Below are 24979 nucleotides of genomic sequence, written 5' to 3' on the forward strand. Positions count from 1 at the left end.
GGCAGGTTCAGCTGCCGGTGACGCTGGTTACCCGCCATTCCAGCGCGCGCCGCGCGCCGCAGCAGGCCGAACGCGAGGATCTGGCGCAGCAGCTCAGAAGCCTGGCTCTCCTGGCCGAGCAGCTTGTCCGCAAATAAGACTTTTGTGATCGGACTCGCTACCCTGCGATTGAATGCTTTACCGTCGCAGAATGCTAGGGCATGTTAACCAAAATTGTGAGCGCTTCGCAAAGAGGTTACTATGTCCAACACATCCCCGCTGACCCTCAGCGACATCCTGGCCCGTCGGGACTGGGAAAGCCCCGGCGTTACCCAGTGGAACCGCCTGCCCGCACACGCGCCGTTGCACAGCTGGCGTAATGAATCTTCCGCCAGGGATGACGCTGGCTCCCTCAGCAGGCGCTCCCTCAACGGAATCTGGCGGTTTAGCTACTTTTCTGCTCCCGAGCGGGTTCCTGAGGCATGGGTCACTGAAGATGGCGCGGATGCCGTCGCGATGCCCGTGCCGTCGAACTGGCAGATGCAGGGGTTCGACACGCCCATCTATACCAATGTCACCTATCCCATCCCCGTTAACCCACCTTTTGTGCCGCAGGAAAACCCGACAGGTTGTTACTCGCTCACATTTGACGTGGATGACGCCTGGCTTCAGCGCGGGCAAACCCGAATTATTTTTGACGGCGTGAACTCGGCATTCCATCTGTGGTGCAACGGGCAGTGGATAGGCTATTCCCAGGACAGTCGATTGCCCGCCGAGTTTGACCTCTCGGCGGCATTACGCCCCGGGCAGAACCGCCTGGCGGTCATGGTCTTGCGCTGGTGCGACGGCAGCTATCTGGAAGATCAGGACATGTGGCGCATGAGCGGCATTTTCCGCGATGTCTCCCTGCTGCATAAGCCGGAGACGCACATTGCGGATTATCACGTGGTCACCGATCTGAATGCGGAGCTGGACCGCGCGGTGCTGAAAGTCGACGTCGCGCTGGCAGGCGCAGACTACCCGGAATGCGAGGTGGCGATCACGCTGTGGCGCAACGGTGAGCGGTGTGGCAGTACTACCCAACGGCCCGGATCTGCCATTGTGGACGAGCGCGGCAACTGGGCCGAGCGGTTAACGGCGGCGATCCCGGTTACAGCCCCGGCGTTATGGAGTGCAGAAACCCCGGAACTCTATCGTCTGACGATCGCGCTTTTGGATGCGCAGGGCAACGTACTGGAGACGGAAGCCTGCGATGTCGGCTTCCGCCGGATTGAAATCAGCAACGGCCTGCTGAAGCTCAACGGTAAACCGCTGCTGATCCGTGGGGTTAACCGGCACGAGCATCACCCGGAAAACGGCCAGGTGATGGACGAAGCGACGATGCGCCGCGATATCGAGATCATGAAGCAGCACAACTTCAACGCCGTTCGCTGCTCGCACTACCCGAACCATCCGCTGTGGTACCGGCTTTGCGATCGCTACGGGCTGTACGTCGTTGACGAGGCCAATATCGAAACCCACGGCATGGTGCCGATGAGCCGCCTTGCTGACGATCCGCGCTGGCTGCCCGCCATGAGCGAGCGCGTGACCCGCATGGTGCAGCGCGATCGTAATCATCCCTCAATCATCATCTGGTCGCTGGGCAATGAGTCCGGGCACGGTGCAAACCACGACGCACTCTACCGCTGGGTGAAATCCACGGATCCGACGCGTCCGGTGCAGTATGAAGGCGGCGGCGCGAACACGGCGGCGACCGATATTGTCTGTCCGATGTATGCCCGGGTCGATCAGGATCAACCCTTCCCGGCGGTGCCTAAATGGTCAATCAAGAAATGGATCGGCATGCCGGATGAAACGCGTCCGCTGATCCTCTGCGAATACGCCCACGCGATGGGAAACAGCTTCGGCGGATTCGCGAAATACTGGCAGGCGTTTCGCAGCCATCCTCGCCTGCAGGGGGGATTTGTCTGGGACTGGGTCGATCAGGCATTAACGAAGAAAGACGAAAATGGCAACGCGTTCTGGGCGTACGGCGGGGACTTTGGCGATAAGCCAAACGATCGACAGTTCTGCCTCAACGGCCTGGTCTTCCCCGATCGCACGCCGCACCCGGCGCTGTTCGAGGCGCAGCGCGCGCAGCAGTTCTTCACCTTTACGCGGGTCAGCACCTCTCCGCTGGTGATTGAGGTGCAAAGCGGGTACCTGTTCCGCCATACCGATAACGAAGTGCTGAGCTGGACGGTTGCCCGGGATGGGAAGGTACTGGCTTCGGGCGAGGTGACGCTGGCGATAGCCCCTGAAGGTGTTCAGCGTCTGGAGATCGCTCTGCCGGAATTGAAAGCCGAGCCGGGAGAAGTCTGGCTGAATGTTGAAGTGCGCCAGCCGCGGGCAACACCGTGGTCACCGGCTGACCATCGCTGCGCGTGGGAACAGTGGCTGCTTCCGTCTCCGCTGTTTGTCACACCGCCAGCCTCTGCGGGCGAGCCGCCGGTTTTGACGCAAAACGACCGCATCCTGGCGATCGCGCATGGTCAACAGCGCTGGCAGTTCGATCGCGCAACCGGAAACCTGGCTCAATGGTGGCGAAATGGCGTGGAAACGCTGATGTCGCCTCTGACGGATAACGTCAGCCGTGCGCCGCTGGACAATGATATTGGGGTGAGTGAAGCGACGAAGATCGATCCGAATGCCTGGGTTGAGCGCTGGAAAGCGGCGGGCATGTACGATCTTACCTCGCGCGTTCTGTACTGTGAGGCAGCGCAGCACGCAGACGAGGTGGTGGTCACAACCCAGCACGTCCTTGCGTATCGCGGCAACGCGCTGTTTCTGAGTCGTAAAACCTGGCGGGTGGACGATCGAGGAGTACTCCACGGCGATATTCAGGTGGATATTGCGTCTGATATCCCGGAACCCGCGCGCGTTGGCCTGAGCGTTCATCTCGCCGAAACGCCGGAAAACGTGTCCTGGCTGGGGCTGGGGCCGCATGAAAACTATCCGGACAGAAAGCTGGCGGCACAGCAGGGGCGCTGGACATTACCCCTGGCGGAGATGCATACGCCGTATATCTTCCCGACGGAAAATGGTTTGCGCTGTGATACGCGGGAGCTGGCGCTGGGAACGCATCAACTGAACGGCCGGTTCCATTTCTCGGTGAGCCGCTACGGCCAGCAGCAGCTGCGGGAGACAACCCATCACCATCTGCTGCGCGAAGAGCCTGGATGCTGGCTTAATCTCGATGCGTTCCATATGGGCGTGGGCGGTGACGACTCCTGGAGCCCCAGCGTCTCGCCGGAATTCCTCCTGCAGACACGCCAGCTTCGCTATACCTTCAGCTGGCAGCAGAACCCTTAACTAGTCCTGGAGATGCGGCCACAGAGTGTGGCCGCAGGCTTACGCCAGAATGCCGCTCAGGCCATGCAGGCTCATATAAATCCCTACCACGGTAATCAGCGCAGCGGAGATCCACGGTGCTTTACGGGAGAATTCGCTAAACCCGGGCCAGCGTTTGGTCGCGTGCTTGAGGCTCAAGGCGGCAATCGCGCCGGAAGCGACAAGCGTTAACGCCAGACCAATGCTAAAGCTGAACACCAGCGTCGCGCCGAGGGCGAAATGCTTCAGCTGCAGGCAGATCAGCAGAACGGTAATGGACGCCGGGCAGGGGATAAGCCCGCCGGTCAGGCCAAACATCACGATCTGTCCGGTGGTGACGTTTTGGCCGCTGAAGCGCCGGTTAATATCCTGCGCATGCGCGCGCTGGTGGGCGTCCTGCCACTCTTCTTCAACCAGCGGGTGTTCGTGGTGGTGATGTTCATGATGATGGCCATGGTCATGGTCATGGTGGTGGTGATGATCATGGTCGTGATGATGATCGTGTGGCTGGCTCTCTTTCCAGGTTCGCCACGCCATCCACAGGGCGATCGCAACGATCAATACCCCTGAGATCAGCTGGAACCAGGGTTCAGACGTATGCGCATCCCATCCCCGACCAAACCATAAACCCGCCATGGCGATAATCCAGACTACTGCCGTATGCGAAAGCGTGGCTGCCAGGCCGAGCAGGACCGCCTGTTTCAGCGTGCCGCGGATAGCCACGATAAAGGCGGCCATCATGGTTTTTGAGTGACCCGGCTCCAGGCCATGTAGTGCACCGAGCAGGATAGCGCTGGGAACAAACAGCCAGGCATTACCCTGCTGCAGGAGTGAGGCGAAATCGTTCATTGAAATTTCCGGAGTGGAAGCGTGCGCAAATAGTACTCCCCCCCAGTAGATTAATACTACCCCCCAGTAGAAAAATACTCAGGGGGAGTAGAGCGTGATATACTCTAAAAGCCAAAACTGAGGGAGACAGAGATGTCACATACCGTTCGCGACAAGAAGATGTTACTGACTCGCCTGAAGAAAATTCAGGGGCAGAGCACCGCGCTCGAAAAAATGCTCAACAGCGAACACGAATGCGCCGAGGTGTTACAGCAGCTGGCGGCGATCCGTGGAGCGGTCAACGGCATGATGATGCAGGTGATTGAAGGGCACCTTACCGATCACGTGGTGAAAGAGCCCGAAGAGGCGCAGCGTGAAGCCGATCTTGGCGTGGTGCTGCAGGTGATGAAATCCTACCTTAAGTAGCGTGCGTGCCGAGGTTATTCTCTGCCCAAAGAATAAATTCCGTCTTTGGTAGCGCTTTGCTGTAGTACCAGCCCTGTCCGTACTGCACGCCGTGCTGGTGCAGCCAGGCGAGCTGCCCGGCGGTCTCGACGCCCTCCGCCACCATTGCCAGCTTCAGCGACTTCGCCATTTCAATAATGTGCGGCGTCACGTTTTTATACTCCAGCGCATCCACGAACGATTTATCAATTTTTAGCGTGTCGACATCCAGATCCTGCAGATAGCTCAGGCTGGAATAGCCCGTACCAAAATCATCAATATAGACAGGGTGCCCCGAACGGCGGAATGCGGCGATAGCCGGCGCGCTGATTTTGGGATCGGCAAAGCCGCGCTCGGTGACCTCAAGGGCGATTTGGCCTGGGTGGACCTTCCATTTGTTCAGCAAGTGACTCAGCAGCGGCGGCAGCGTGCCGGAGGTCAAATCGGCGGGCGCGAGGTTGATGGAGATATGCTGATCGGGGTGAAGATGCAGCCAGCTGCCCATATCCTCGAACACCTTTTCGATAACGAGCTGCGTCAGCTGGGAGATAAGCCCGGTTTGTTCAGCAAGAGGGATAAAAATATCAGGTGAGAGGCTGCTTCCGTCCGGCTGCGGCCAGCGCGTCAGCGCCTCTGCGCCGACAATTTTTCCGCTACACAGCGCCACGATGGGCTGATAGTGAACCACAAAATCGCGGCTGTTAATGGCATCAAGCAGGCGGTTGCGCGGCGACTGGATGCGACGCAGTATCCGCAGGACAAAGAGCGCGGCAAGCAGGCTTATCAGGATGCCGAAGGGCAGCCACAAAAGCAGCTGCCGGTGCCAGGTTTCAGCCAGCGGTTTGAGCGTAGCCCATGCAACGACGGTAAACCCCAGTTCAGGGACGGGCTTCATAACGTACATTGAACCGTCGTACTGTATGCTGGTCATCTCCTGACCCATGATCATGTCACGGATATGCGGATCGAGCGTATTGCTGCTGGCAAAGATGCGGCGTGTGGTATTTCCTACCAGGGCAGCATCAATCGCTATCTCGCCGAAGGGGATCACATCCACAAGCGAGGCCGGATCGACCAGAACCAGGTAATGACCTTGCCCCAGTACGGCCATGTAGCGATGAAACCCCAGATCGTTTTGCGTGGTCAGCCATGCGCTGTAACCATCTTCGGTAACGCGCATCGGCGGGGGGAAAGGGGCGGCATGGCTGGTTTGTTCAAGAGAGGAGCAGAGTGGCCTGAGGTTGTCGATATAAATCACTTCCTGCACATATCGCCACGAGAAAGCGACCCGTCGCATCTCCCTTAACTGCAGGGGGCTGCACGGCACGCCCTCAAAGGCCTGCAGATGATTGAGCGCTTCCTTCGCCTGATCCACGACCTTGTCGGTACGTATCAGCACGCGTGAGGCATAGTTATCCAGCGCATCGACAAATTTATCTTCCGCCTGACGATGAGCCAGCCAGATGCTCAGGCAAATGGGGACCAGCACGGAAAAGATAAGTATGCCAGTCACCAGACTGACCAGATGTCGGGTTTTCATGCTGTCGTTTCCTTCCTCGTATACCCGTTCCTGAGCACTGAGTTCCCTGCCTGAAGAGAAAGATTTTACCGCGAAATGATATAGTTATAGCACGTGGGTGGCGTGGTTTTCATTTTATCTCAGGTAAACCAGAAAATATCGTCAGAAGGAAGGGGTTGTTTTTTTAACCTGGCCTGGATATTATTTTGTTATGTTATAACAAAACATAAGGGATTTACGATGAAACCAAACATCCATCCAGCGTATCGCACGGTGGTATTCCACGACACCAGCGCGAATGAATACTTCAAAGTCGGCTCAACCATTAAGACCGACCGCGAAATTGAACTCGACGGTGAAACGTATCCATACATCACCATCGAGGTTTCTTCAAAATCGCACCCGTTTTATACCGGTAAGCAGAAAACGTTCTCCACGGACGGCAGCGCAGCGCGCTTCCGCAAGCGTTTTGGCGGTTTTCTCAATGCGAAGCGGGGCTAACCATGCAGGTACTTAACTCATTGCGCAGTGCAAAACAGCGTCACCCGGATTGCCAGATAGTCAAACGCAAGGGACGCCTGTACGTGATTTGCAAATCCAATCCGCGCTTTAAGGCGGTGCAGGGCCGTAAAAAAAGACGCTAAACGCGCGTTTCTCGCCAGCTTTCCAGGGATCTTTTCTGTTTGCCATCGGCAGTAAAATTGTCGGTGGCAAGCCAGCTTTCAAAGGCGTTTGCCAGCGCCGGCCACTCTTTGTCGAGAATCGAAAACCAGTCGGTATCCCGGTTATGACCTTTTATGACCAGCGCCTGACGAAAACGCCCCTCAAACTGAAAACCCAGACGCAGTGCCGCTTTGCGGGAAGGCTCGTTCAGACTATTGCACTTCCACTCATAACGCCGGTAGCCCAGGGTATCGAACACATATCGCATTAGCAGATATTGCGCCTCTGTTGACATGGGCGTGCGGCTTAAAAGAGGCGAGAAGTGAACGTGCCCCACCTCCACGACCCCGTTTTTAGGATCAATCCGCATCAGGGACAGCGTCCCGACCGGAGACCGGGTCTGGTTATCGATAACGGTAAAGTGTATGGGGTCGGATAACTCGCTTACGCTCGCCACCCATTCGGCAAATTCCTCTGCGGTAGCGTCGGGTTCACGCAGCAGCCACGTCCAGCTGCGCGTATCTTCAGCCAGGGAATAGGCGGAAAACAGCGCGTAGGCATGCTCCACGCGCAGCGGTTCAAGCCGACAAAAGCGTCCATGAAGCACGACCCGGGACGGGTGCTGACGAGGCTGCCAGTCGCTAAGCGCTTCGCCTACTGGCTGTCCGAACTGATTGAATGTCTTCATCTTAATTTCCGTGACGTTGAAAAGAGTTCCAGACTAGTGAATTGCTGGTTCCTTAAAAAGAACCACTGCGCTATGTTTTGATGGTGCCACGAGGAGGCGAGATGAATATACCGGGTGATGAATTTTATACCTTGCTCAATGCTGCCCTGCAAAAACGTGGGGAAGAGACGCGCCAGCGCGCGCTTTATCTTGCTTTAAGGGAGGCCATACTGTGCGGAAGGCTACTGTCCGGCAGCCAGCTTCCCGGTTCGCGAACGCTGGCTCAGCAGCTCTCCCTTTCCCGCAATACCGTCAATGCGGCGCTGGACCAGCTCACGCTGGAAGGGTATTTGCAGCGTAACCGCCAGGGAACGCGGGTGGCACAGCTCGCTCACCGCTCTGTCGCCCGTACATTGCCGGACCCTGCCATCAGGCTCGCCCGGCGGGTCGGCCTGCTGCCAGCGCCCGTGCCCCGGGACACGCCGGTGCTGGCGTTTACCCCGGGAACCCCGGCTATCAACTATTTTCCGCTACCGCTGTGGCGGCGATTGTACGATCGCGTGATGCGCGAGGAGGGAAGTGCCCTGCTAGGGTATGGCGACCCGGCCGGTGAACCGTCGCTGCGGGCAGCAATTGCCCGACACCTCGCCCTGTCCCGCGGTATCGACTGCGACGCCGGCCAGATAGTGATAACGGAAGGGGCGCTTGAGGGGGTTAACCTGTGCACCATGCTGTTGAGTGAGCCTGGCGATGTCGCGTGGGTGGAAAACCCCGGCTATAGCGGGGCAAAGAGCGCGTTTGTTAAAACAGGCCTGACCATGACGGGAATCCCTGTTGATGACGAGGGAATGTGCTGGGAAGGACGGGATGCGCCTGCTCCCTCGCTGATTTTTACCTCACCTTCACACCAGTTCCCCTACGGAAGCGTGCTCAGTGCCCGGCGACGTCTGGCGCTGCTGGAGCTCGCCCGGCAGCAGAACGCGTGGATCATTGAAGACGATTACGACAGCGAATTCCGTTATGCCGGTGAGCCTGTGCCCGCGATGCTGGGGATGGTCAACAACGCGCCCGTGGTTTATCTGGGAACATTCAGTAAAACGCTGTTTCCGTCGCTCAGAATGGGGTTCATGGTCTTGCCGCCAGCGCTGGCGAAAGCGGCTCGCCCGGCCATCGGCTCGCTGTTGCGGGGCGGGCATCGTGCCGAACAGCGTACGCTGGCGCTGTTCATTGAAGAAGGCCACTATGCCCGTCATCTTGCCGCCATGCGTCGGCTCTATCGTAAGCGATACCGCCAGCTGCGGGAGGTGCTGGGGGCAGAGCTTCACACGCCGCACCGTATACTGGCCGGTGAAGGCGGGATGCATCTGACGCTGGCGATAGACGATATTGACGATCAGACGCTGGTGGCGCAGGCGAGGGCGTTTCAGCTGGCACCCGCTGCACTGAGCGGGTATTACCTGGAGGCGAAGCAGGGGCAAACCGGTCTGGTTTTAGGTTACGGTAACACCTCTGCTTCGCAGTTTGCGCCGGGGATCCGGCGTCTGCAGGCGTTAATTACGCAGCAGCAGGGCGCGAAAGGGTAAAGACATCATAGAAAGAGAGCTGGCCTTTGGTGGAGACCATTTTCTGCAGCTTCTCTTTTTGCGCTGTTTCAACGGCCGGAGAGTGCATGATGCTGTCGATCAGCTCCGTAGGCACGAAACGTGTGTTATACCATTCACCGTTGTAGCAGACCCGGAAATCGAGAACGTCGATATCTTCGTAACGGTAGCGCGGATTCACGTCGAAAAAGAAAAAGGCGTTAAAGACCACAAACAGCACAACCAGCAGCCAGACGGAGTCCACCAGCGTTTCGGACTTCAGCATCACAATCAGCGTCGCCAGCCAGGCGGCATACATGGCGACAAACAGTCCAGGATGTTTGCGAATAAAGCTAATGCTAAAGCGCGGGCGATTGTCGCGCTTTTCGCGGAGGTTAAGATCGTCGATGGTGGCGGTAAGCAGGCGCTGTATCTCGGTCATTTTTTGCCTTCATAAGAGTTGACAATACAGGGTGTCTGCCAATTTTAGGGGAGCCATCGGGCTGAAAAAAGTAACAGTCAGGCGCTAAAAGACCATAACAGTTGGCTCCCCGCGCCCTTATAAAGTTTTGATGATTTTTGCCGGATTGCCGCCCACGACGACGTTAGCCGGGACGTCTTTTGTCACCACGGCGCCGGAGGCCACCACCACATTATCACCGATCGTGACGCCAGGGTTAATGACCGCCCGGCCACCAATCCAGACATTATTCCCAATGTTGACCGGTTTCCCAAACTCCACGCCGCTGTTCCGTTCCTCTGCATCCAGCGGGTGGGTGGCCGTATAAATGTGCACACCCGGCGCGAGCATACAGTTATCGCCGATACGAACAGGGCAGACATCCAGCATCACGCAGTCGAAGTTCGCGTAAAAGTTTTTGCCCAGATAAATATTGTATCCGTAGTCGCAGCGGAAGCTCGGTTCTATATAAGCGCCTTCGCTTTGCCCCAGAAGTTCCGCCAGGATATTCTGGCGTTCTGTTTTTTCATCGGGCGCGGTGTGGTTATAGCGGTAAACCAGATGGCGGGCCCGCAGTCGGTCGGCCCGTAACGTCTCATCGCCGGGGCGATAATGTTCACCGGCAATCATCTTCTGTTTTTCTACGCTCATAGGAAACCTCTCTGGAAATGATTACCGCAGGGTAATCGGAACAGGTCGAGAGGGGAACGTTCCCGAAAAGCCGATGTGACTGTCGTCACAACATTGTTGCTGATGAACACGTTTTACACGGAGACCTGGCCTGGGCACAGGGAACAAAACGGGATAGGTAAAAAACTCAGAACGTGGCGTAGAACTCTACAGACACCCTTCAAAGATTAACGGACAAATTTCCATACAGAAGTAGGGATTTTGTCATACAACTTATTCATGGTCAGCTCAGCAAGACGATGGTCAGCGGCTGAATAAAATACGGCCAGTTCATTATCAGAAAGCTCGTATTTATTCTTTTCAATCACGCGTTCGAGGGTGTCAATTGACTGACAACGTCGTAAGCGCATCAAATAATCGATTTTTGTGAGTGGTTTATCAGACATAAATTCACCTTAGTAATTGTAATAATTTTAACAGGAAAGGCTAACCGGGTTAGCTCTGCTCACGTTGACGAAACAGCGGAATAGCCGGTTTCCCGATTTACGCCATTTTTGCAAATCCTGGGCGTTAATGCCGTAACTACTGAACAACATAAAGGTGTCGTCCAGGTATTCATCAATTTGCTCAATGAGCTTATTATCTTCATTGTACTTAATTTTATAATTAAGTGCGAAGGTTGCGATATGCTCTATCAGCTCATTCAACTGTAAATTGATGGCAGACGTTGGGTCGTTTACCCAGCCATGGTTGCTTTCATCAAGGTTGGCAAGGCAGTCATGGTACAAGGATTCGCAGAGAAATTTCAACTGCGCGATATCATGCCTTTTTGGCGAGTACTCGTCCATAGCGCATCCCCTTCTGAGTGATTTCTTACTCACCGAACATCATTGTCGGGATGGATACAACTGACTTAGCTACATGAGTGCTGTGTTCCTGATAACCTAACTATAAGCCACTCCTTCCTGGATTTCATCGCGCTATTACGAAAAATTACAAATAAAACCGTAGACTGCTAGCATGTACGCAATGTTCCACCCTGGACACCCCTTTTTTATCCAAATTAACGCGCTGTTTTATCGCTTCCTTACGTTTCATTGGCTTAGCAAAAATGGCGAGAAAAGTTCAGATTCGAACTTCACGTTGTCAGAACTTCTTATTAGGAATATTCCTAATAACTTAAGCGGGGAAATGAAATTAAAAAAATCCTGAATTCACCGATTAAGTTATCAGTTAATTATGATATGTCTAATTAAGATGGCAGAAAATAAATTGAATCACAATAAGCGTAATTTATGATTTTTTCTGAAAATGAAAAAGGCCGCTAATGCGGCCTTTTTATCATGTGAAACCGGTATCAGTGAGGTTCTACCGAATGCGCGTGTTCAACATCTTCATTCTTACGGCTGAAGCGGCGGCGAACCACCACGAAGAACACCGGTACGAAGAAGATAGCGAGTACGGTTGCGGTGATCATACCCCCCATAACGCCCGTACCGACCGCGTTCTGCGCACCGGAGCCCGCACCGGAGCTGATAACCAGCGGCAGTACGCCGAGGATAAACGCCAGTGACGTCATCAGGATTGGGCGCAGACGCATACGAACAGCCTCAAGCGTCGCCTCAATAAGACCTTTGCCTTCTTTCTCCATCAGATCTTTGGCGAATTCAACGATAAGTATCGCGTTCTTCGCCGACAAGCCAATGGTTGTCAGCAGGCCTACCTGGAAGTACACGTCGTTGGTCAGTCCGCGGAACGTTGCCGCAAGCAGCGCACCGATAACCCCGAGCGGTACCACCAGCATAACGGAGAACGGAATTGACCAGCTCTCGTACAGCGCTGCCAGACACAGGAAGACGACGATCAGTGAAATCGCGTACAGGGCAGGGGCCTGGTTACCGGACAGACGTTCCTGATAGGACATCCCGGTCCAGTCGTAGCCAACACCCGAAGGCAGTTTACTCGCCAGCTCTTCCATCAGGTTCATGGCTTCACCGGTGCTTCGGCCCGGCGCAGCCTGACCCAGGATCTCCATTGATGGCAGACCGTTATAGCGTTCCAGACGCGGCGAACCGTATTCCCAGCGTGACGTTGAGAATGCCGAGAACGGTACCATCTGACCATTGCTGCCGCGCACGAACCAGCTGTTGATATCGTTTGGCAACATACGGTACTGCGCCTCGGACATCACGTACACTTTCTTCACGCGACCGCGGTCGATGAAGTCGTTAACGTAGCTACCGCCCCAGGCGGCGCCCAGCGTGGTATTGATGTCACTGATGGACACGCCCAGCGCCTGAGCTTTCTCCTGGTCGATGTCGATTTTGTACTGCGGCGTATCTTCCAGGCCATTTGGACGCACGCCGACCAGCAGGTCAGGGTGCTTAGCCACTTCGCCAAACAGCTGGTTACGCGCCTGCGTCAGTTTTTCGTGACCCAGACCGCCCTGGTCAATCAGCTGGAAGTCGAAGCCGGTCGCGGTACCCAGTTCAACAATCGCCGGCAGGTTGAAGGCGAACACCATCGCATCTTTAATCTGCGAGAAGGTGCCCATCGCACGGCCGGTAATGGCTTCAACCTTGTTCTCTTTGCCCGGACGTTCAGACCAGTCTTTCAGAGAAACGAAGGCGATACCGGTGTTCTGACCACGACCCGCAAAGCCAAAGCCGTTAACCGCAAACACGGATTCAACGTTGTCTTTCTCTTTGGTGAGGTAGTAGTCCGTCACTTCGTCCAGCACTTTCTGGGTACGCTCTTGCGACGCACCCGCAGGAAGCTGTGCCATCGTCAGGAACACGCCCTGGTCTTCATCCGGCAGGAACGAGCTGGGCAGACGAACGAACAGGATCGCCATCCCCGCCACGATGATGATATAGAGCAGCAGGTAACGACCGGTGCTGCGCAGGATGTTGCCCACGCTGTCGGTGTAGTGGTGCGTGCTCTTATCAAACATGCGGTTAAACCAGCCGAAGAACCCTTTATGCTCGCCATGACCGCCTTTCTGAATCGGCTTCAGCATGGTGGCACACAGCGCAGGCGTCAGGATCAATGCGACCAGTACCGACAGCGCCATCGCGGAAACGATGGTAATCGAGAACTGACGGTAAATCGCACCGGTAGAGCCGCCGAAGAAGGCCATCGGGATAAATACCGCAGACAGTACCATCGCGATACCAACCAGCGCGCCCTGGATCTGACCCATTGATTTACGGGTGGCTTCCTTCGGCGGCAGACCCTCTTCCGCCATCACGCGCTCGACGTTCTCTACCACGACGATGGCATCATCCACCAGCAGGCCGATGGCAAGCACCATCCCGAACATCGTCAGGGTGTTTATCGAGAAGCCAAAGGCCGCGAGGATAGCAAAGGTCCCCAGCAGAACGACCGGAACGGCGATGGTTGGGATCAGCGTCGCGCGGAAGTTTTGCAGGAACAGATACATGACCAGGAACACCAGGATGATCGCTTCTGCCAGCGTTTTAACCACTTCGTGAATCGAAATTTTAACGAATGGCGTGGTGTCGTACGGATAAACGATCTTCAGGCCTGACGGGAAGTACGGTTCCATTTTCTTCAGTTCTGCACGGATCGCCGTGGCGGTATCCAGGGCGTTCGCGCCTGTCGCCAGTTTGATACCCAGACCGGAAGCCGGTTTACCGTTGAACTTCGCGATGATGTCGTAGTTCTCACCGCCCAGCTCGACTTTCGCCACGTCGCGCAGGCGAACCTGCGAGCCGTCCTGATTCACTTTCAGCAGAATTTTGCTGAACTCATCCGCGGAGGTCAGACGGGTTTGCGCGATGATCGAGGCGTTAAGCTGCTGGCCCTTCACCGGCGGCGTACCGCCTAACTGACCGGCTGCCACCTGGGCGTTCTGCGCTTTAATGGCGTTAATCACGTCAACCGGCGTCAGCTGGAAGTTGTTCAGCTTGTTCGGATCCATCCAGATACGCATTGCGTACTGAGAACCGAACAGCTGCACGTCACCCACACCGGACGTACGGCTGATGGCGTCCTTCATGTTGGCGCCCACGTAGTCGGAAATATCCTCCTGCGTCATGGTGCCGTTGGTGTTGATAACGCCGACAACCATCAGGAAGCTACTGGACGATTTCTCGACGCTCACGCCCTGCTGTTGTACTTCCTGCGGCAGCAGCGGCATCGCCAGCTGCAGTTTGTTCTGCACCTGAACCTGCGCAATGTCAGCATCCGTACCTGACTCGAAGGTCAGGGTGATCTGAACTGTACCGGTAGAGTCACTGTTTGAGGACATGTACATCAGGTTATCGATACCGTTCATGTTCTGTTCGATAACCTGAGTGACGGTGTCCTGCACCGTTTTTGCATCAGCCCCTGGGTAGGTCGCGGAAATCGTCACCGCCGGTGGCGCAATCGTTGGATATTGCGCGACAGGCAGCTTCAGGATCGCAAGTCCCCCGGCCAGCATGATGATAATGGCGATCACCCACGCAAATATGGGGCGATCGATAAAGAAATTAGGCATGTCTTAACGGCTCCTGTTTAAGTTAAGACTTGGTTTGTTCTGACTGGCCAGCGGCCGAAGCTTGTTGTTTATCGTCAGATGTCACTTCCTGTGCTTTAACCTGCGCGCCAGGACGAACTTTTTGCAAACCAGTAACAATCACGCGATCGCCATCTTTCAGACCTTCCGTCACCAGCCATTTATCCCCAATCGCCTGGGTGGCGGTGATATTGCGCATTTCGACTTTGTTATCAGCCCCAACAACCAGTGCGCTCGCATCGCCGCGTGGCGTACGGGTCACACCCTGCTGTGGAACCAGAAGGGCGGTTGGATTCGTTCCTTCTTCCAGACGTGCGCGAACGAACATACCTGGCAGCAGATTTTTGTCAGGGTTCGGGAAAATCGCACGTAAGGTGATGGAACCGGTGGTCTGGTCGACCGTCACGTCAGAGAATTCCAGCGTCCCTTCCTGCGGGAACTTGATACCGTCGTTGGTAATCAGCTCCACTTTGGCTTTGCCGTTTTCCTGTTTCAGGGTGCCGTTAGCCAGCTCCTGTTTCAGGCGCAGGAAATCATTGCTGGACTGCGTGACGTCAACATAGATCGGATCGAGCTGCTGCACGGTCGCCAGCGCAGTGGTCTGACCGTTCTGCACCAGAGCCCCTTCCGTGACGGAAGATTTACCAATACGACCGCTGATAGGGGAGGTCACTTTGGTATAGGCCAGGTTAATGCGCGCGGTTTCGACGGCCGCTTTGGCTGCCACCACGGCGGCGTTAGCCTGCTGGGCATCCGCCAGGGCGGTATCGTAATCCTGCTGACTGATGTACTTGGTACCGAGCAGTTTTTGATAGCGGTTCAGCGTCAGCTGGGCAATTTTAGCCGCGGCCTGTGCTTTAGCCAGATCGCCTTTCGCGCTTTCATAAGACGCCTGATAGGTTGCGGGATCAATCTGATACAGAGACTCACCGGCCTGCACATCACCGCCTTCGGTGAAGTTGCGTTTCAGGATAATGCCGCTAACCTGAGGACGCACTTCCGCAATGCGGTAAGCATTTGTACGGCCGGGTAATTCGGTGGTGATTTGTAGAGGTTCAGATTTGAGCGTCACAACGCCTACTTCTGGCGCCTGCTGAGCTCCTTGTTGAGCCGGTTTGTCGTCACATCCTGTTAGCGCTAAGCTGCCTGAAAGCATCAGAACGACCGCCAGAGGCGTTAACCCTCTGTTTTTGTTCATATGTAAACCTCGAGTGTCCGATTTCAAATTGATCAAGGGTCCTGAGTCTAAAACCCATTGCTGCGTTTATATTATCGTCATGCTATGGTACATACATTCACAAATGTATGTAAATCTGACTCCTGTAAATTCACTCACCTATGGCACGAAAAACTAAACAACAAGCGCTGGAAACCCGACAACATATTCTGGATGTGGCGATACGTTTGTTCTCGCAGCAAGGTGTTTCAGCAACCTCGCTGGCGCAAATTGCTCAGGCCGCCGGTGTGACGCGAGGAGCGATTTACTGGCATTTTAAAAACAAGTCAGATCTGTTCAGTGAAATCTGGGAGCTTTCAGAGTCCAGCATTAGCGATCTCGAGAGTGAGTATCGGGCAAAATTCCCAGACGATCCACTCTCAGTATTGAGAGAAATATTAGTATATATCCTTGAAGCAACGGTAGTTGAAGAACGTCGCAGATTAATGATGGAGATTATTTTTCATAAATGCGAGTTCGTGGGCGAGATGGCGGTCGTGCAGCAGGCGCAACGAAGCCTCAGTCTGGAAAGCTACGACCGTATTGAGCACAACCTGAACCTCTGTATGGAGGCAAAACTGCTACCGGCCAATCTGTTGACCCGTCGGGCGGCGATTCTGATGCGCAGCTACATTTCTGGTCTGATGGAAAACTGGCTTTTTGCACCGCAATCGTTTGATCTTAAAGCGGAAGCTCGCAGCTACGTGGCGATTTTACTGGAAATGCTACAGCTTAGCCCGACGCTGCGCAGCGACGCGCCTTCGCTAACGGCCTGACCCCTTTCCAGGATTTATCTCAGAGGCTTACGTTCGCGCTATTCTGCATCTGACGAGCGTGATATTCTTCACGCCGGACTATTTTCAGTCATCTTCTGACATCATTCACAACTATGCTGCCCATCAATCGCTCGCAACATCCTGTTTTTGCATTGCTCTTTGCGATGCTGTTTTTCTTCGCCACGGCGCCGCTGACCTGGGCCCGCGCCGATAACAGCAACGATATTCCCACGCGTGCTGACGTTCAGTCGCAGCTCGACACGCTGAACAAACAAAAAGAACTCTCTCCTCAGGAAAAACTGACGCAGCAGGACCTGACGGAAACGCTGGAAACGCTGGATAAAATTGAACGCGTTAAGGCTGAAACCGCCCAGCTTCGTCAGAAGGTGGCGCAGGCCCCTGAAAACATGCGCAAAGCGACGGAGTCGCTGAATGCCCTGAGTGACGTTGATAACGACAACGAAACGCGCAAAACGCTCGCCACGCTCTCCTTACGCCAGCTGGAATCGCGCGTCGCCCAGTTGCTCGACGATCTGCAAACCGCGCAGTCCGATCTCGCGACCTACAACAGCCAGCTTGTCTCCCTGCAAACCCAGCCCGAGCGCGTGCAAAATGCGATGTATACCGCGTCTCAGCAGCTGCAGCAGATCCGCAACCGCCTGAACGGCACGACGGTGGGCGAAGGCACGCTGCGCCCGACGCAGCAAACCCTGCTGCTGGTTCAGCAGTCGTTGCTCAATGCGCAGATCGAACAGCAGCGTAAAAGCCTGGAAGGGAATACGGTGCTGCAGGACACTCTGCAGAAACAGCGTGATTACGTCACCGCGAACATTAATCGTCTGGAGCATCAGCTTCAGCTTTTGCAGGAGGCGGTTAACAGCAAACGCCTGACCCTGACGGAAAAAACCGCCCAGGAGGCCGTATCCCCTGACGAAACCGCCCGTATTCAGGCCAACCCGCTGGTAAAACAGGAGCTTGAGGCTAACCATCAGCTTAGCCAGCGCCTGATACTGGCGACGGAAAACGGCAACTCGCTGGTTCAGCAAAATATCAAGGTGAAGAACTGGCTGGATCGCGCCCTGCAGGCGGAACGCAACATCAAAGAGCAGATCGCGGTCCTGAAGGGCAGCCTCCTGCTGTCGCGTATTCTCTACCAGCAGCAGCAGACGCTTCCGTCCGCCGACGAGCTGGAGGACATGACCAACCGCATTGCGGATTTACGTCTGGAGCAGTTTGACGTCAACCAGCAGCGCGATGCCCTTTTCCAGAGCGATACCTTTGTCGCCAAAATTGAAGAGGGGCATTCCAGCGACGTGAACCCGGAAGTGCACGACGCGCTGCTCCAGGTCGTGGATATGCGTCGCGAGCTGCTGGACCAGCTCAATAAACAGCTGGGTAACCAGCTGATGATGGCCATTAACCTGCAAATCAACCAGCAGCAGCTGGTGAGCGTCTCGAAAAGTCTGCAGGAGATCCTGACCCAGCAGATTTTCTGGGTAAACAGCAACAAGCCGATGGACTGGGACTGGGTTAAATCCTTCCCTGAGACGCTGAAAACGCAGATTAAGAGCATGAAGGTCACCGTAAACTGGGAGAAAGCCTGGCCTGCGGTAATGATTGCTTTTCTGGCCGGTTTGCCGCTGTTGCTGATTGCCGGTCTCATCCGCTGGCGTCTGGGCTGGCTGAAAAAATACCAGGCGAAGCTGGCCTCCGAAGTAGGGCAGCTGCGCAACGATAGCCAGCTCCATACGCCAAAAGCGATTCTGATTGACCTTATTCGCGCCCTGCCGGTGTGCCTGATTATTCTGGCCGTGGGTCTGATTCTGCTCACTATGCAGCTCAACGTCAGCGATCTGCTGTGGGCGTTCAGTAAAAAACTGGCGCTGTTCTGGCTGGTGTTTGGCCTGTGCTGGAAGGTACTGGAAAAAGACGGCGTGGCGGTGCGTCATTTCAACATGCCAGCGCAGCTGACCAGCCACTGGCGTCGTCAGATCGTGCGCATCAGCCTGGCGCTGCTGCCGCTGCACTTCTGGTCGGTTGTCTCTGAGCTTTCCCCGCTGCATCTGATGGATGACGTGCTGGGCCAGCTGGTCATCCTGCTGAACCTGCTGCTGATTGCGATCCTGATGTGGCCGATGTGTCGCGACAGCTGGCGTGATAAAGAGTCCCACAATATTCGTCTGGCCACCGTGACGGTGTTGGCGATCATTCCGCTGGCGCTGATGGTGCTGACGGCGACGGGCTACTTCTATACCACGCTGCGCCTGTCCGGGCGCTGGATTGAAACGGTCTATCTGGTGATCGTCTGGAACCTGCTCTATCAGACCGTACTGCGCGGCCTGAGCGTGGCGGCGCGCCGCATTGCCTATCGCCGCGCCATCGCGCGTCGTCAGCATCAGGTGAAAGAGGGGGCCGAAGGCGCTGAGCCGCAGGAAGAGCCGACCATCGCGCTGGAGCAGGTTAACCAGCAGACGCTGCGTATCACCATGCTGGTGATGATCGCCCTGTTTGCGGTGATGTTCTGGGCGATCTGGTCCGATCTTATTACCGTTTTCGCCTATCTCGACAGTATTACCCTCTGGCAATACAACGGAACCGAAGCCGGCGCGGCGGTCATGAAAAGCGTGACCATGGGCAGCCTGCTGTTTGCGCTGGTGTCGTCGGTGGTGGCCTGGGCGCTGATCCGCAACCTGCCAGGCCTGCTCGAAGTGCTGCTCCTGTCACGTTTGAATCTTCGCCAGGGGGCGTCCTACGCCATTACCACGATCCTCAACTACGTCATCATCATTGTCGGAGCGATGACGGTCTTTGGCTCGCTTGGCGTCTCGTGGGATAAACTGCAGTGGCTGGCGGCGGCCCTCTCGGTCGGTCTTGGTTTTGGCCTGCAGGAGATCTTCGGTAACTTTGTGTCCGGCCTGATCATCCTGTTCGAACGTCCGGTACGTATCGGGGATACCGTCACCATCGGCACGTTCTCGGGAACGGTCAGCAAGATCCGCATTCGTGCCACCACCATCACCGACTTCGATCGCAAAGAGGTGATCATCCCGAACAAAGCGTTCGTGACCGAGCGTCTGATCAACTGGTCGCTTTCCGATACGGTGACGCGCGTGGTGATCCGCCTGGGCGTGGCCTATGGATCGGATCTGGATAAGGTGAAAGAGGTGCTGCTGAAGGCGGCGTCTGAGCATCCGAAAGTGATGCACGATCCGGCCCCGGCGGTCTTCTTCACCACCTTTGGGCCGAGTACGCTGGATCACGAGCTGCGTTTATACGTGCGTGAACTGCGTGACCGCAGCTACACGGTGGATGAGCTTAACCGCTCTATCGATCGTCTGTGCCGTGAAAACGATATTAATATCGCCTTCAACCAGCTTGAGGTTCACCTGCGTAACGAGAAAGGTGATGAGCATACGGAAGTGAAGCGCGACATTAAGGGCGACGACCCGACTCCGGCTTAATCTATTTTCCCTCTCCCCTCTGGGGAGAGGGCAGGGTGAGGGGGAAGTTTCCCCTCAAAATCCCGCCGCACAATCTCCAGCGCCTTAAGCACCGTCTCGGCGGGGATCTCATGATTCTCCAGCAGCATAATCAAATCGACGGCCAGCTTGACCTCATCGGGTGCATTTTCCAGTGACATGGGTGTGGCTCCTGTTAACGGGTCAAACGTTCTATGACGCGTTCAATGTCATCCAGCGCCTGACGGCAGCGGACGATGCGTCCTTCCAGCGCGCTAATCTCGCGCATCAATAGCTGCTGCTCTTCCAGCGTTTCGCTGTTGTTCAGACGCACCTCGCGTTCACGCTTCATCTCAAACAGCCGGCGCTCAAACTCCTGGTTCTCGAGCCGCTTGCGCTGCCATTTGCCGAGCCCCGGCGAGGCGCTGTCCCAGGCGCGCAGCGGCCAGGCGGCGATTTCGCGATGCAGTGCGGTGATCTGCTCGGTGAGATGCTCTGCAAGCCACGTCACCTGTTCCTGTTGTTCATTCTCAACCGCATGGCGAAGCTCGTCGAGGTTCGTCTGCGCTTCAGCCAGGTAATCCTGAATGACGGTGCTGCGGGTACGAAAAAGCTGCCGGTCAAAGCGCGGCTTCAGCGTGGCGTGCCCCATCAGCGGCGTGGCCTGCGCCCGCAGAGCGATCAGCTGATTTTGCAGCCTCTCAAGAAGCAGTGCTGTTTTCAAGGCGCTCTCCAGTGGTAAAGTAGCCGTTCAGTTTGATAACGATTCGCATTATGCAGCGTACTATTTTAATCATCATTGGCTGGCTTGCGGTAGTGCTGGGCACGCTGGGTGTAGTATTACCCCTGCTGCCGACCACGCCGTTTATCCTGCTGGCGGCCTGGTGTTTCGCCCGCTCGTCGCCGCGTTTTCACCACTGGCTGCTCTACCGCTCATGGTTTGGCGGGTACTTACGCCACTGGCAAAAACACCGTGCCATGCCGCCTGGTGCGAAGCCGCGCGCGATCGCGGTGATCCTCATCACCTTCGCCATTTCATTATGGCTGGTGAAAATGATGTGGGTGCGGATCCTGCTGCTGATCATTCTCTCCTGCCTGCTTATCTTTATGTGGCGGATCCCCGTGGTTGATGAAAAGCAACAAAAGCACTGAAGCCTCATCATGGCTGTTGCAATTATCACGCGCAGCCAGTAAATTCGACCGTTTTCGAGCACAGGTGCGCCTGGTCAAAGGTTAAACAATTGTTGCCTTGGCCGACTCGTTGCGCGCTGTGAGTAACACTGTTTCATTTAGGCACAAACCGATGACCGCAACTGCACAGCAGCTTGAATATCTGAAAAACAGCATCAAAAGCATCCAGGACTACCCAAAGCCTGGCATTCTTTTCCGTGATGTCACCAGCTTGCTGGAAGACCCGAAAGCGTACGCACTCAGCATTGAACTGCTGGTCGAGCGTTACAAAAACGCCGGGATCACCAAAGTAGTAGGTACCGAAGCCCGTGGCTTCCTGTTTGGCGCACCGGTTGCGCTGGCAATGGGCGTGGGTTTTGTGCCGGTGCGTAAGCCGCGCAAACTGCCGCGTGAAACCATCGCAGAAAGCTACGAGCTGGAGTACGGCACCGATCAGCTGGAGATCCACGTTGACGCGATCAAGCCTGGCGACAAAGTGCTGGTGGTCGACGATCTGCTGGCAACCGGCGGCACCATTGAAGCGACCGTGAAGCTGATCCGCCGTCTGGGTGGGGAAGTGACCGACGCGGCCTTCATCATCAACCTGTTCGATCTCGGCGGTGAACAGCGCCTGGAAAAACAGGGCATTACCAGCTACAGCCTGGTGCCTTTCCCGGGTCACTAATCCCGGTTTTCACAACCTCGCTCAATGGGTGAGGTTGTGATAGCATTCCCCTCCATAAATTCACCTTCCAGCGTTGCAGAGCCTGCCCATGAGTTATCAGGTGTTAGCCCGTAAATGGCGACCACAAACCTTTGCTGACGTTGTCGGTCAGGAACATGTGCTGACGGCCCTGGCGAACGGCTTGTCGCTAGGTCGCATCCATCACGCCTATCTTTTTTCCGGCACCCGCGGCGTCGGTAAGACCTCTATTGCCCGTTTGCTGGCAAAAGGTCTCAACTGCGAAACCGGGATCACCGCCACGCCGTGCGGCGTGTGTGATAACTGCCGGGAGATCGAACAGGGGCGTTTTGTCGATCTGATCGAGATCGACGCCGCTTCGCGCACCAAAGTGGAAGATACCCGCGACCTGCTGGACAACGTCCAGTACGCCCCGGCGCGCGGCCGCTTCAAGGTCTACCTGATCGATGAAGTGCACATGCTCTCGCGCCACAGCTTCAACGCCCTGCTGAAGACGCTGGAAGAGCCGCCCGCGCACGTGAAGTTCCTGCTGGCGACCACCGATCCGCAAAAGCTGCCGGTCACGATTTTATCGCGCTGCCTGCAGTTCCACCTGAAGGCGCTGGACGTCGAGCAGATCCGCGCGCAGCTCGAGCACATTCTCGATGAAGAGAACATTGTCCACGAACCGCGCGCCCTGCAGCTGCTGGCCCGCGCGGCGGACGGCAGCCTGCGCGATGCGCTCAGTCTGACCGATCAGGCGATTGCCAGCGGTGACGGCAAACTCTCCACCGAGGCGGTCAGCACCATGCTCGGCACGCTGGATGACGATCAGGCGCTGTCGCTTATCGAAGCGATGATTGCCGCTAACGGCGAACGCGTGATGTCGCTGGTGAACGCGGCCGCTGCCCGCGGTATTGAGTGGGAAGGGCTGCTGGTTGAGATGCTCAGCCTGCTGCACCGGGTGGCAATGCTGCAGCTTTCTCCCTCCGCCATTGGTGCGGATATGGCCGCCATTGAACAGCGGATGCGTGAGCTTGCCCGCACCGTGCCGCCTGCCGACGTGCAGCTTTATTACCAGACGCTGTTGATTGGTCGCAAAGAGCTACCGTTTGCGCCGGATCCGCGGATGGGCGTTGAAATGACGCTGCTGCGTGCGCTGGCGTTCCACCCGCGCATGCCGCTGCCGGAGCCGGACGTGCCCCGACAGTCTTTCGCCCCGGTTGCGCCGACGGCGGTGATGTCACCGCAGCAGGTGCCGCCGCAGCCGACGCCGCCGGCGCAGAACGTACCGCTGTCGGATGCTACCAGTTCGGTGCTTGCCGCGCGCAGCCAGCTGCAGCGTGCGCAGGGAGTAACCAAACCAAAAAAGAGTGAACCGGCAGCGCCAGGAAGAGCGCGGCCGGTGAACAACGCCGCGCTTGAACGACTGGCCTCGGTAACGGAGCGCGTACAGTCGCGTCCGGCACCGTCCGCGCTCGAGCAGAAAGCCCCGGTGAAAGAAGAGGCTTACCGCTGGAAGGCAACCACCATCACCGAAACGGTGAAGGAAGAGGTTGCCACGCCGAAAGCGCTGAAAAAGGCGCTGGAGCATGAAAAAACGCCGGAGCTTTCCGCGAAGCTTGCCGAAGAGTCCATTGCGCGCGACGCCTGGGCCGCCGAGGTCAGCAAACTCCAGCTGCCGAAGCTGGTCGAGCAGGTCGCGCTGAACGCCTGGAAAGAGCAGGACGGCAATCAGGTGCGTCTGCACCTGCGTCCGGGCCAGCGGCACCTCAATTCCCCTGGCGCGCAAAAGGCGCTGGCCGAGGCGCTCGCCACATTACAGGGTGCACCGGTTGAATTGACTATCATTGAAGATGATAATCCGGCAGTGAAAACGCCGCTGGAGTGGCGCCAGGCCATTTATGAAGAGAAGCTCGCGCAGGCGCGCGAGGCGATTATTGCGGATAACAACATTCAGACCCTGCGCCGGTTCTTCGACGCCGATCTGGATGAAGAGAGTATTCGCCCCATTTGATCGTGAGTCTGACTTACGGTTGTAATCCTTAAACGTGAAAGAAGAGAGAAGCCTATGTTTGGTGGAAAAGGCGGTCTGGGTGGCCTGATGAAGCAGGCTCAGCAGATGCAGGAAAAAATGCAGAAGATGCAGGAAGAGATCGCTCAGCTGGAAGTCACGGGTGAATCCGGTGCCGGTCTGGTCAAGGTGACCATCAACGGTGCGCACAACTGCCGTCGCGTGGAAATCGACCCGAGCCTGCTCGAAGATGACAAAGAGATGCTGGAAGATCTGGTTGCAGCCGCGTTTAACGATGCCGCTCGCCGTATCGACGAAACCCAGAAAGAGAAAATGGCCTCCGTTTCCAGCGGCATGCAGCTGCCGCCTGGCTTCAAGATGCCATTCTGATGCAAACCAGTCCGCTGCTCACGCAGTTAATGGAAGCACTGCGCTGTCTGCCGGGCGTTGGCCCGAAGTCGGCGCAGCGCATGGCGTTTACGCTATTGCAGCGCGACCGCAGCGGCGGGATGCGCCTGGCGCAGGCTCTGACCCGCGCCATGTCAGAAATTGGTCACTGTGCGGATTGCCGCACCTTTACCGAGCAGGACGTGTGTAACATCTGTACGAACCCGCGTCGTCAGGAAAACGGTCAGATTTGCGTGGTGGAGAGTCCGGCGGACATCTACGCCATCGAACAAACCGGGCAGTTTTCCGGGCGCTACTTCGTGCTGATGGGGCATCTGTCCCCGCTGGACGGCATCGGCCCGGACGATATCGGTCTTGACCGCCTTGAACAGCGTCTCGAGTCTGAAACCATCAAAGAGGTGATCCTCGCCACCAACCCCACGGTGGAAGGGGAGGCAACCGCCAACTACATCGCCGAACTGTGCTCGCAGTATGGCGTTGACGCCAGCCGCATCGCCCACGGCGTGCCGGTCGGCGGCGAGCTGGAGATGGTCGACGGCACCACGCTGTCGCACTCTCTGGCCGGACGTCACAAGATTATTTTCTGACCAAACG

At 56.4% G+C, this 24979-nt stretch carries 23 protein-coding genes, 1 pseudogene and 1 other annotated feature; of the genes and pseudogenes, 13 read left to right on the forward strand and 11 right to left on the reverse strand.

The window, feature by feature from the left end; all coding sequences use genetic code 11:
• Positions 1-137 (forward strand): annotated as a pseudogene (gene lacI / locus B498_RS23020) (lac repressor); the annotation flags it as partial.
• Positions 138-240: 103 nt separating this feature from the next.
• Positions 241-3330 carry a beta-galactosidase gene (locus tag B498_RS21115; protein ID WP_008499278.1) on the forward strand — a complete coding sequence of 1030 codons (3090 nt, stop codon included), beginning with the start codon at positions 241-243 and terminating at the stop codon, positions 3328-3330.
• 39 nt (positions 3331-3369) lie between these two features.
• Here B498_RS21115 and B498_RS21110 read toward each other — a convergent pair whose 3' ends face one another.
• Positions 3370-4197: a nickel/cobalt efflux protein RcnA gene (locus tag B498_RS21110; RefSeq protein WP_008499279.1), complete on the reverse strand. Its 828-nt coding sequence runs from the start codon at positions 4195-4197 to the stop codon at positions 3370-3372.
• Between the two features lie 132 nt (positions 4198-4329).
• Between B498_RS21110 and B498_RS21105 the strand changes: the two genes are divergently transcribed.
• Positions 4330-4602 (forward strand): metal-sensing transcriptional repressor, encoded by a 273-nt coding sequence (locus B498_RS21105; protein ID WP_008499280.1) that lies wholly within the window; start codon positions 4330-4332, stop codon positions 4600-4602.
• Here B498_RS21105 and B498_RS21100 read toward each other — a convergent pair.
• Positions 4595-6160, reverse strand: a complete 1566-nt coding sequence (locus tag B498_RS21100; RefSeq protein ID WP_008499281.1) for an EAL domain-containing protein — start codon at positions 6158-6160, stop codon at positions 4595-4597. The genes B498_RS21105 and B498_RS21100 overlap by 8 nt on opposite strands.
• A gap of 219 nt (positions 6161-6379) precedes the next feature.
• On the opposite strand from B498_RS21100, the gene B498_RS21095 reads away from it, so the two are divergent.
• A complete protein-coding gene (locus B498_RS21095) occupies positions 6380-6640 on the forward strand; it encodes a type B 50S ribosomal protein L31 (RefSeq protein WP_006176933.1) in 261 nt (86 codons plus the stop codon).
• Positions 6641-6642: 2 nt separating this feature from the next.
• Positions 6643-6783: a type B 50S ribosomal protein L36 gene (gene ykgO, locus B498_RS0121120; RefSeq protein ID WP_003859006.1), complete on the forward strand. Its 141-nt coding sequence runs from the start codon at positions 6643-6645 to the stop codon at positions 6781-6783.
• Here the strand turns inward: ykgO and B498_RS21090 are convergent.
• Positions 6780-7490 carry a GNAT family N-acetyltransferase gene (locus B498_RS21090; RefSeq protein ID WP_008499283.1) on the reverse strand — a complete coding sequence of 237 codons (711 nt, stop codon included), beginning with the start codon at positions 7488-7490 and terminating at the stop codon, positions 6780-6782. The two genes, ykgO and B498_RS21090, sit on opposite strands and share 4 nt — an antisense overlap.
• 101 nt (positions 7491-7591) lie before the next feature.
• Here B498_RS21090 and B498_RS21085 point away from each other — a divergent pair, with 101 nt between their 5' ends.
• The gene (locus B498_RS21085) at positions 7592-9052 is read left to right on the forward strand and encodes a PLP-dependent aminotransferase family protein (protein ID WP_008499284.1); all 1461 of its coding nucleotides are present in this window, start codon (positions 7592-7594) and stop codon (positions 9050-9052) included.
• Here the strand turns inward: B498_RS21085 and B498_RS21080 are convergent.
• From B498_RS21080 to acrA, 6 genes are all read right to left on the reverse strand, one after another.
• The gene (locus B498_RS21080) at positions 9024-9491 is read right to left on the reverse strand and encodes a YlaC family protein (protein WP_008499285.1); all 468 of its coding nucleotides are present in this window, start codon (positions 9489-9491) and stop codon (positions 9024-9026) included. The two genes, B498_RS21085 and B498_RS21080, sit on opposite strands and share 29 nt — an antisense overlap.
• Before the next feature lie 117 nt (positions 9492-9608).
• A complete protein-coding gene (maa, locus tag B498_RS21075; RefSeq protein WP_008499286.1) occupies positions 9609-10160 on the reverse strand; it encodes a maltose O-acetyltransferase in 552 nt (183 codons plus the stop codon).
• A 206-nt stretch (positions 10161-10366) separates the two neighbouring features.
• On the reverse strand, positions 10367-10585 hold the full coding sequence (locus B498_RS21070) for an HHA domain-containing protein (protein ID WP_008499287.1): 219 nt from the start codon (positions 10583-10585) through the stop codon (positions 10367-10369).
• 27 nt (positions 10586-10612) lie between these two features.
• Complete coding sequence (tomB, locus tag B498_RS21065) at positions 10613-10987, reverse strand: Hha toxicity modulator TomB (RefSeq protein WP_008499288.1); 375 nt, start codon at positions 10985-10987, stop codon at positions 10613-10615.
• Positions 10988-11496: 509 nt separating this feature from the next.
• Positions 11497-14643 (reverse strand): multidrug efflux RND transporter permease subunit AcrB, encoded by a 3147-nt coding sequence (gene acrB / locus B498_RS21060; protein ID WP_008499289.1) that lies wholly within the window; start codon positions 14641-14643, stop codon positions 11497-11499.
• A gap of 22 nt (positions 14644-14665) precedes the next feature.
• Positions 14666-15859 carry a multidrug efflux RND transporter periplasmic adaptor subunit AcrA gene (gene acrA, locus B498_RS21055; protein WP_008499290.1) on the reverse strand — a complete coding sequence of 398 codons (1194 nt, stop codon included), beginning with the start codon at positions 15857-15859 and terminating at the stop codon, positions 14666-14668.
• A gap of 140 nt (positions 15860-15999) precedes the next feature.
• Here acrA and acrR point away from each other — a divergent pair, with 140 nt between their 5' ends.
• Positions 16000-16653 (forward strand): multidrug efflux transporter transcriptional repressor AcrR, encoded by a 654-nt coding sequence (gene acrR / locus B498_RS21050; protein WP_008499291.1) that lies wholly within the window; start codon positions 16000-16002, stop codon positions 16651-16653.
• Between the two features lie 113 nt (positions 16654-16766).
• Positions 16767-20114: a mechanosensitive channel MscK gene (gene mscK / locus B498_RS21045; RefSeq protein WP_008499293.1), complete on the forward strand. Its 3348-nt coding sequence runs from the start codon at positions 16767-16769 to the stop codon at positions 20112-20114.
• Here the strand turns inward: mscK and rsmS are convergent.
• Together rsmS and priC are read right to left on the reverse strand one after the other, a co-directional pair.
• A complete protein-coding gene (gene rsmS, locus B498_RS21040; RefSeq protein ID WP_008499294.1) occupies positions 20111-20293 on the reverse strand; it encodes a pleiotropic regulatory protein RsmS in 183 nt (60 codons plus the stop codon). The genes mscK and rsmS overlap by 4 nt on opposite strands.
• A 14-nt stretch (positions 20294-20307) precedes the next feature.
• Positions 20308-20835, reverse strand: a complete 528-nt coding sequence (gene priC / locus B498_RS21035; protein ID WP_008499295.1) for a primosomal replication protein N'' — start codon at positions 20833-20835, stop codon at positions 20308-20310.
• A gap of 50 nt (positions 20836-20885) precedes the next feature.
• Here priC and B498_RS21030 point away from each other — a divergent pair, with 50 nt between their 5' ends.
• From B498_RS21030 to recR, 5 genes are all read left to right on the forward strand, one after another.
• On the forward strand, positions 20886-21263 hold the full coding sequence (locus tag B498_RS21030) for a DUF454 family protein (RefSeq protein WP_008499296.1): 378 nt from the start codon (positions 20886-20888) through the stop codon (positions 21261-21263).
• A gap of 151 nt (positions 21264-21414) precedes the next feature.
• On the forward strand, positions 21415-21966 hold the full coding sequence (gene apt / locus B498_RS21025; protein WP_000127359.1) for an adenine phosphoribosyltransferase: 552 nt from the start codon (positions 21415-21417) through the stop codon (positions 21964-21966).
• Between the two features lie 88 nt (positions 21967-22054).
• A complete protein-coding gene (gene dnaX, locus B498_RS21020; protein WP_008499297.1) occupies positions 22055-23980 on the forward strand; it encodes a DNA polymerase III subunit gamma/tau in 1926 nt (641 codons plus the stop codon).
• Positions 23310-23374, forward strand: a sequence feature (DnaX frameshifting element). Its footprint overlaps the gene before it by 65 nt.
• Positions 23981-24034: 54 nt before the next feature.
• Positions 24035-24367 carry a YbaB/EbfC family nucleoid-associated protein gene (locus B498_RS21015; protein WP_003858972.1) on the forward strand — a complete coding sequence of 111 codons (333 nt, stop codon included), beginning with the start codon at positions 24035-24037 and terminating at the stop codon, positions 24365-24367.
• Positions 24367-24972: a recombination mediator RecR gene (gene recR / locus B498_RS21010; protein WP_008499298.1), complete on the forward strand. Its 606-nt coding sequence runs from the start codon at positions 24367-24369 to the stop codon at positions 24970-24972. The genes B498_RS21015 and recR overlap by 1 nt, the downstream gene beginning before the upstream one ends.
• The last annotated feature ends 7 nt before the right edge of the window (positions 24973-24979 follow it).

The organism is Enterobacter sp. SST3, from assembly GCF_000286655.1.
Taxonomy (GTDB): Bacteria; Pseudomonadota; Gammaproteobacteria; order Enterobacterales; family Enterobacteriaceae; genus Enterobacter; species Enterobacter roggenkampii.

Excerpts from the sequence above, each read along its gene's own strand:
- rsmS (WP_008499294.1), bottom strand. The coding sequence starts at position 20,293 with ATGTCACTGGAAAATGCACCCGATGAGGTCAAGCTGGCCGTCGATTTG.
- maa (WP_008499286.1), bottom strand. The coding sequence starts at position 10,160 with ATGAGCGTAGAAAAACAGAAGATGATTGCCGGTGAACATTATCGCCCC.
- B498_RS21080 (WP_008499285.1), bottom strand. The coding sequence starts at position 9,491 with ATGACCGAGATACAGCGCCTGCTTACCGCCACCATCGACGATCTTAAC.
- B498_RS21085 (WP_008499284.1), top strand. The coding sequence starts at position 7,592 with ATGAATATACCGGGTGATGAATTTTATACCTTGCTCAATGCTGCCCTG.
- B498_RS21105 (WP_008499280.1), top strand. The coding sequence starts at position 4,330 with ATGTCACATACCGTTCGCGACAAGAAGATGTTACTGACTCGCCTGAAG.
- B498_RS21095 (WP_006176933.1), top strand. The coding sequence starts at position 6,380 with ATGAAACCAAACATCCATCCAGCGTATCGCACGGTGGTATTCCACGAC.
- acrR (WP_008499291.1), top strand. The coding sequence starts at position 16,000 with ATGGCACGAAAAACTAAACAACAAGCGCTGGAAACCCGACAACATATT.
- acrB (WP_008499289.1), bottom strand. The coding sequence starts at position 14,643 with ATGCCTAATTTCTTTATCGATCGCCCCATATTTGCGTGGGTGATCGCC.
- ykgO (WP_003859006.1), top strand. The coding sequence starts at position 6,643 with ATGCAGGTACTTAACTCATTGCGCAGTGCAAAACAGCGTCACCCGGAT.
- B498_RS21015 (WP_003858972.1), top strand. The coding sequence starts at position 24,035 with ATGTTTGGTGGAAAAGGCGGTCTGGGTGGCCTGATGAAGCAGGCTCAG.
- B498_RS21100 (WP_008499281.1), bottom strand. The coding sequence starts at position 6,160 with ATGAAAACCCGACATCTGGTCAGTCTGGTGACTGGCATACTTATCTTT.
- apt (WP_000127359.1), top strand. The coding sequence starts at position 21,415 with ATGACCGCAACTGCACAGCAGCTTGAATATCTGAAAAACAGCATCAAA.
- B498_RS21090 (WP_008499283.1), bottom strand. The coding sequence starts at position 7,490 with ATGAAGACATTCAATCAGTTCGGACAGCCAGTAGGCGAAGCGCTTAGC.
- tomB (WP_008499288.1), bottom strand. The coding sequence starts at position 10,987 with ATGGACGAGTACTCGCCAAAAAGGCATGATATCGCGCAGTTGAAATTT.
- recR (WP_008499298.1), top strand. The coding sequence starts at position 24,367 with ATGCAAACCAGTCCGCTGCTCACGCAGTTAATGGAAGCACTGCGCTGT.
- B498_RS21070 (WP_008499287.1), bottom strand. The coding sequence starts at position 10,585 with ATGTCTGATAAACCACTCACAAAAATCGATTATTTGATGCGCTTACGA.
- B498_RS21030 (WP_008499296.1), top strand. The coding sequence starts at position 20,886 with ATGCAGCGTACTATTTTAATCATCATTGGCTGGCTTGCGGTAGTGCTG.
- dnaX (WP_008499297.1), top strand. The coding sequence starts at position 22,055 with ATGAGTTATCAGGTGTTAGCCCGTAAATGGCGACCACAAACCTTTGCT.
- B498_RS21115 (WP_008499278.1), top strand. The coding sequence starts at position 241 with ATGTCCAACACATCCCCGCTGACCCTCAGCGACATCCTGGCCCGTCGG.
- mscK (WP_008499293.1), top strand. The coding sequence starts at position 16,767 with ATGCTGCCCATCAATCGCTCGCAACATCCTGTTTTTGCATTGCTCTTT.
- acrA (WP_008499290.1), bottom strand. The coding sequence starts at position 15,859 with ATGAACAAAAACAGAGGGTTAACGCCTCTGGCGGTCGTTCTGATGCTT.
- B498_RS21110 (WP_008499279.1), bottom strand. The coding sequence starts at position 4,197 with ATGAACGATTTCGCCTCACTCCTGCAGCAGGGTAATGCCTGGCTGTTT.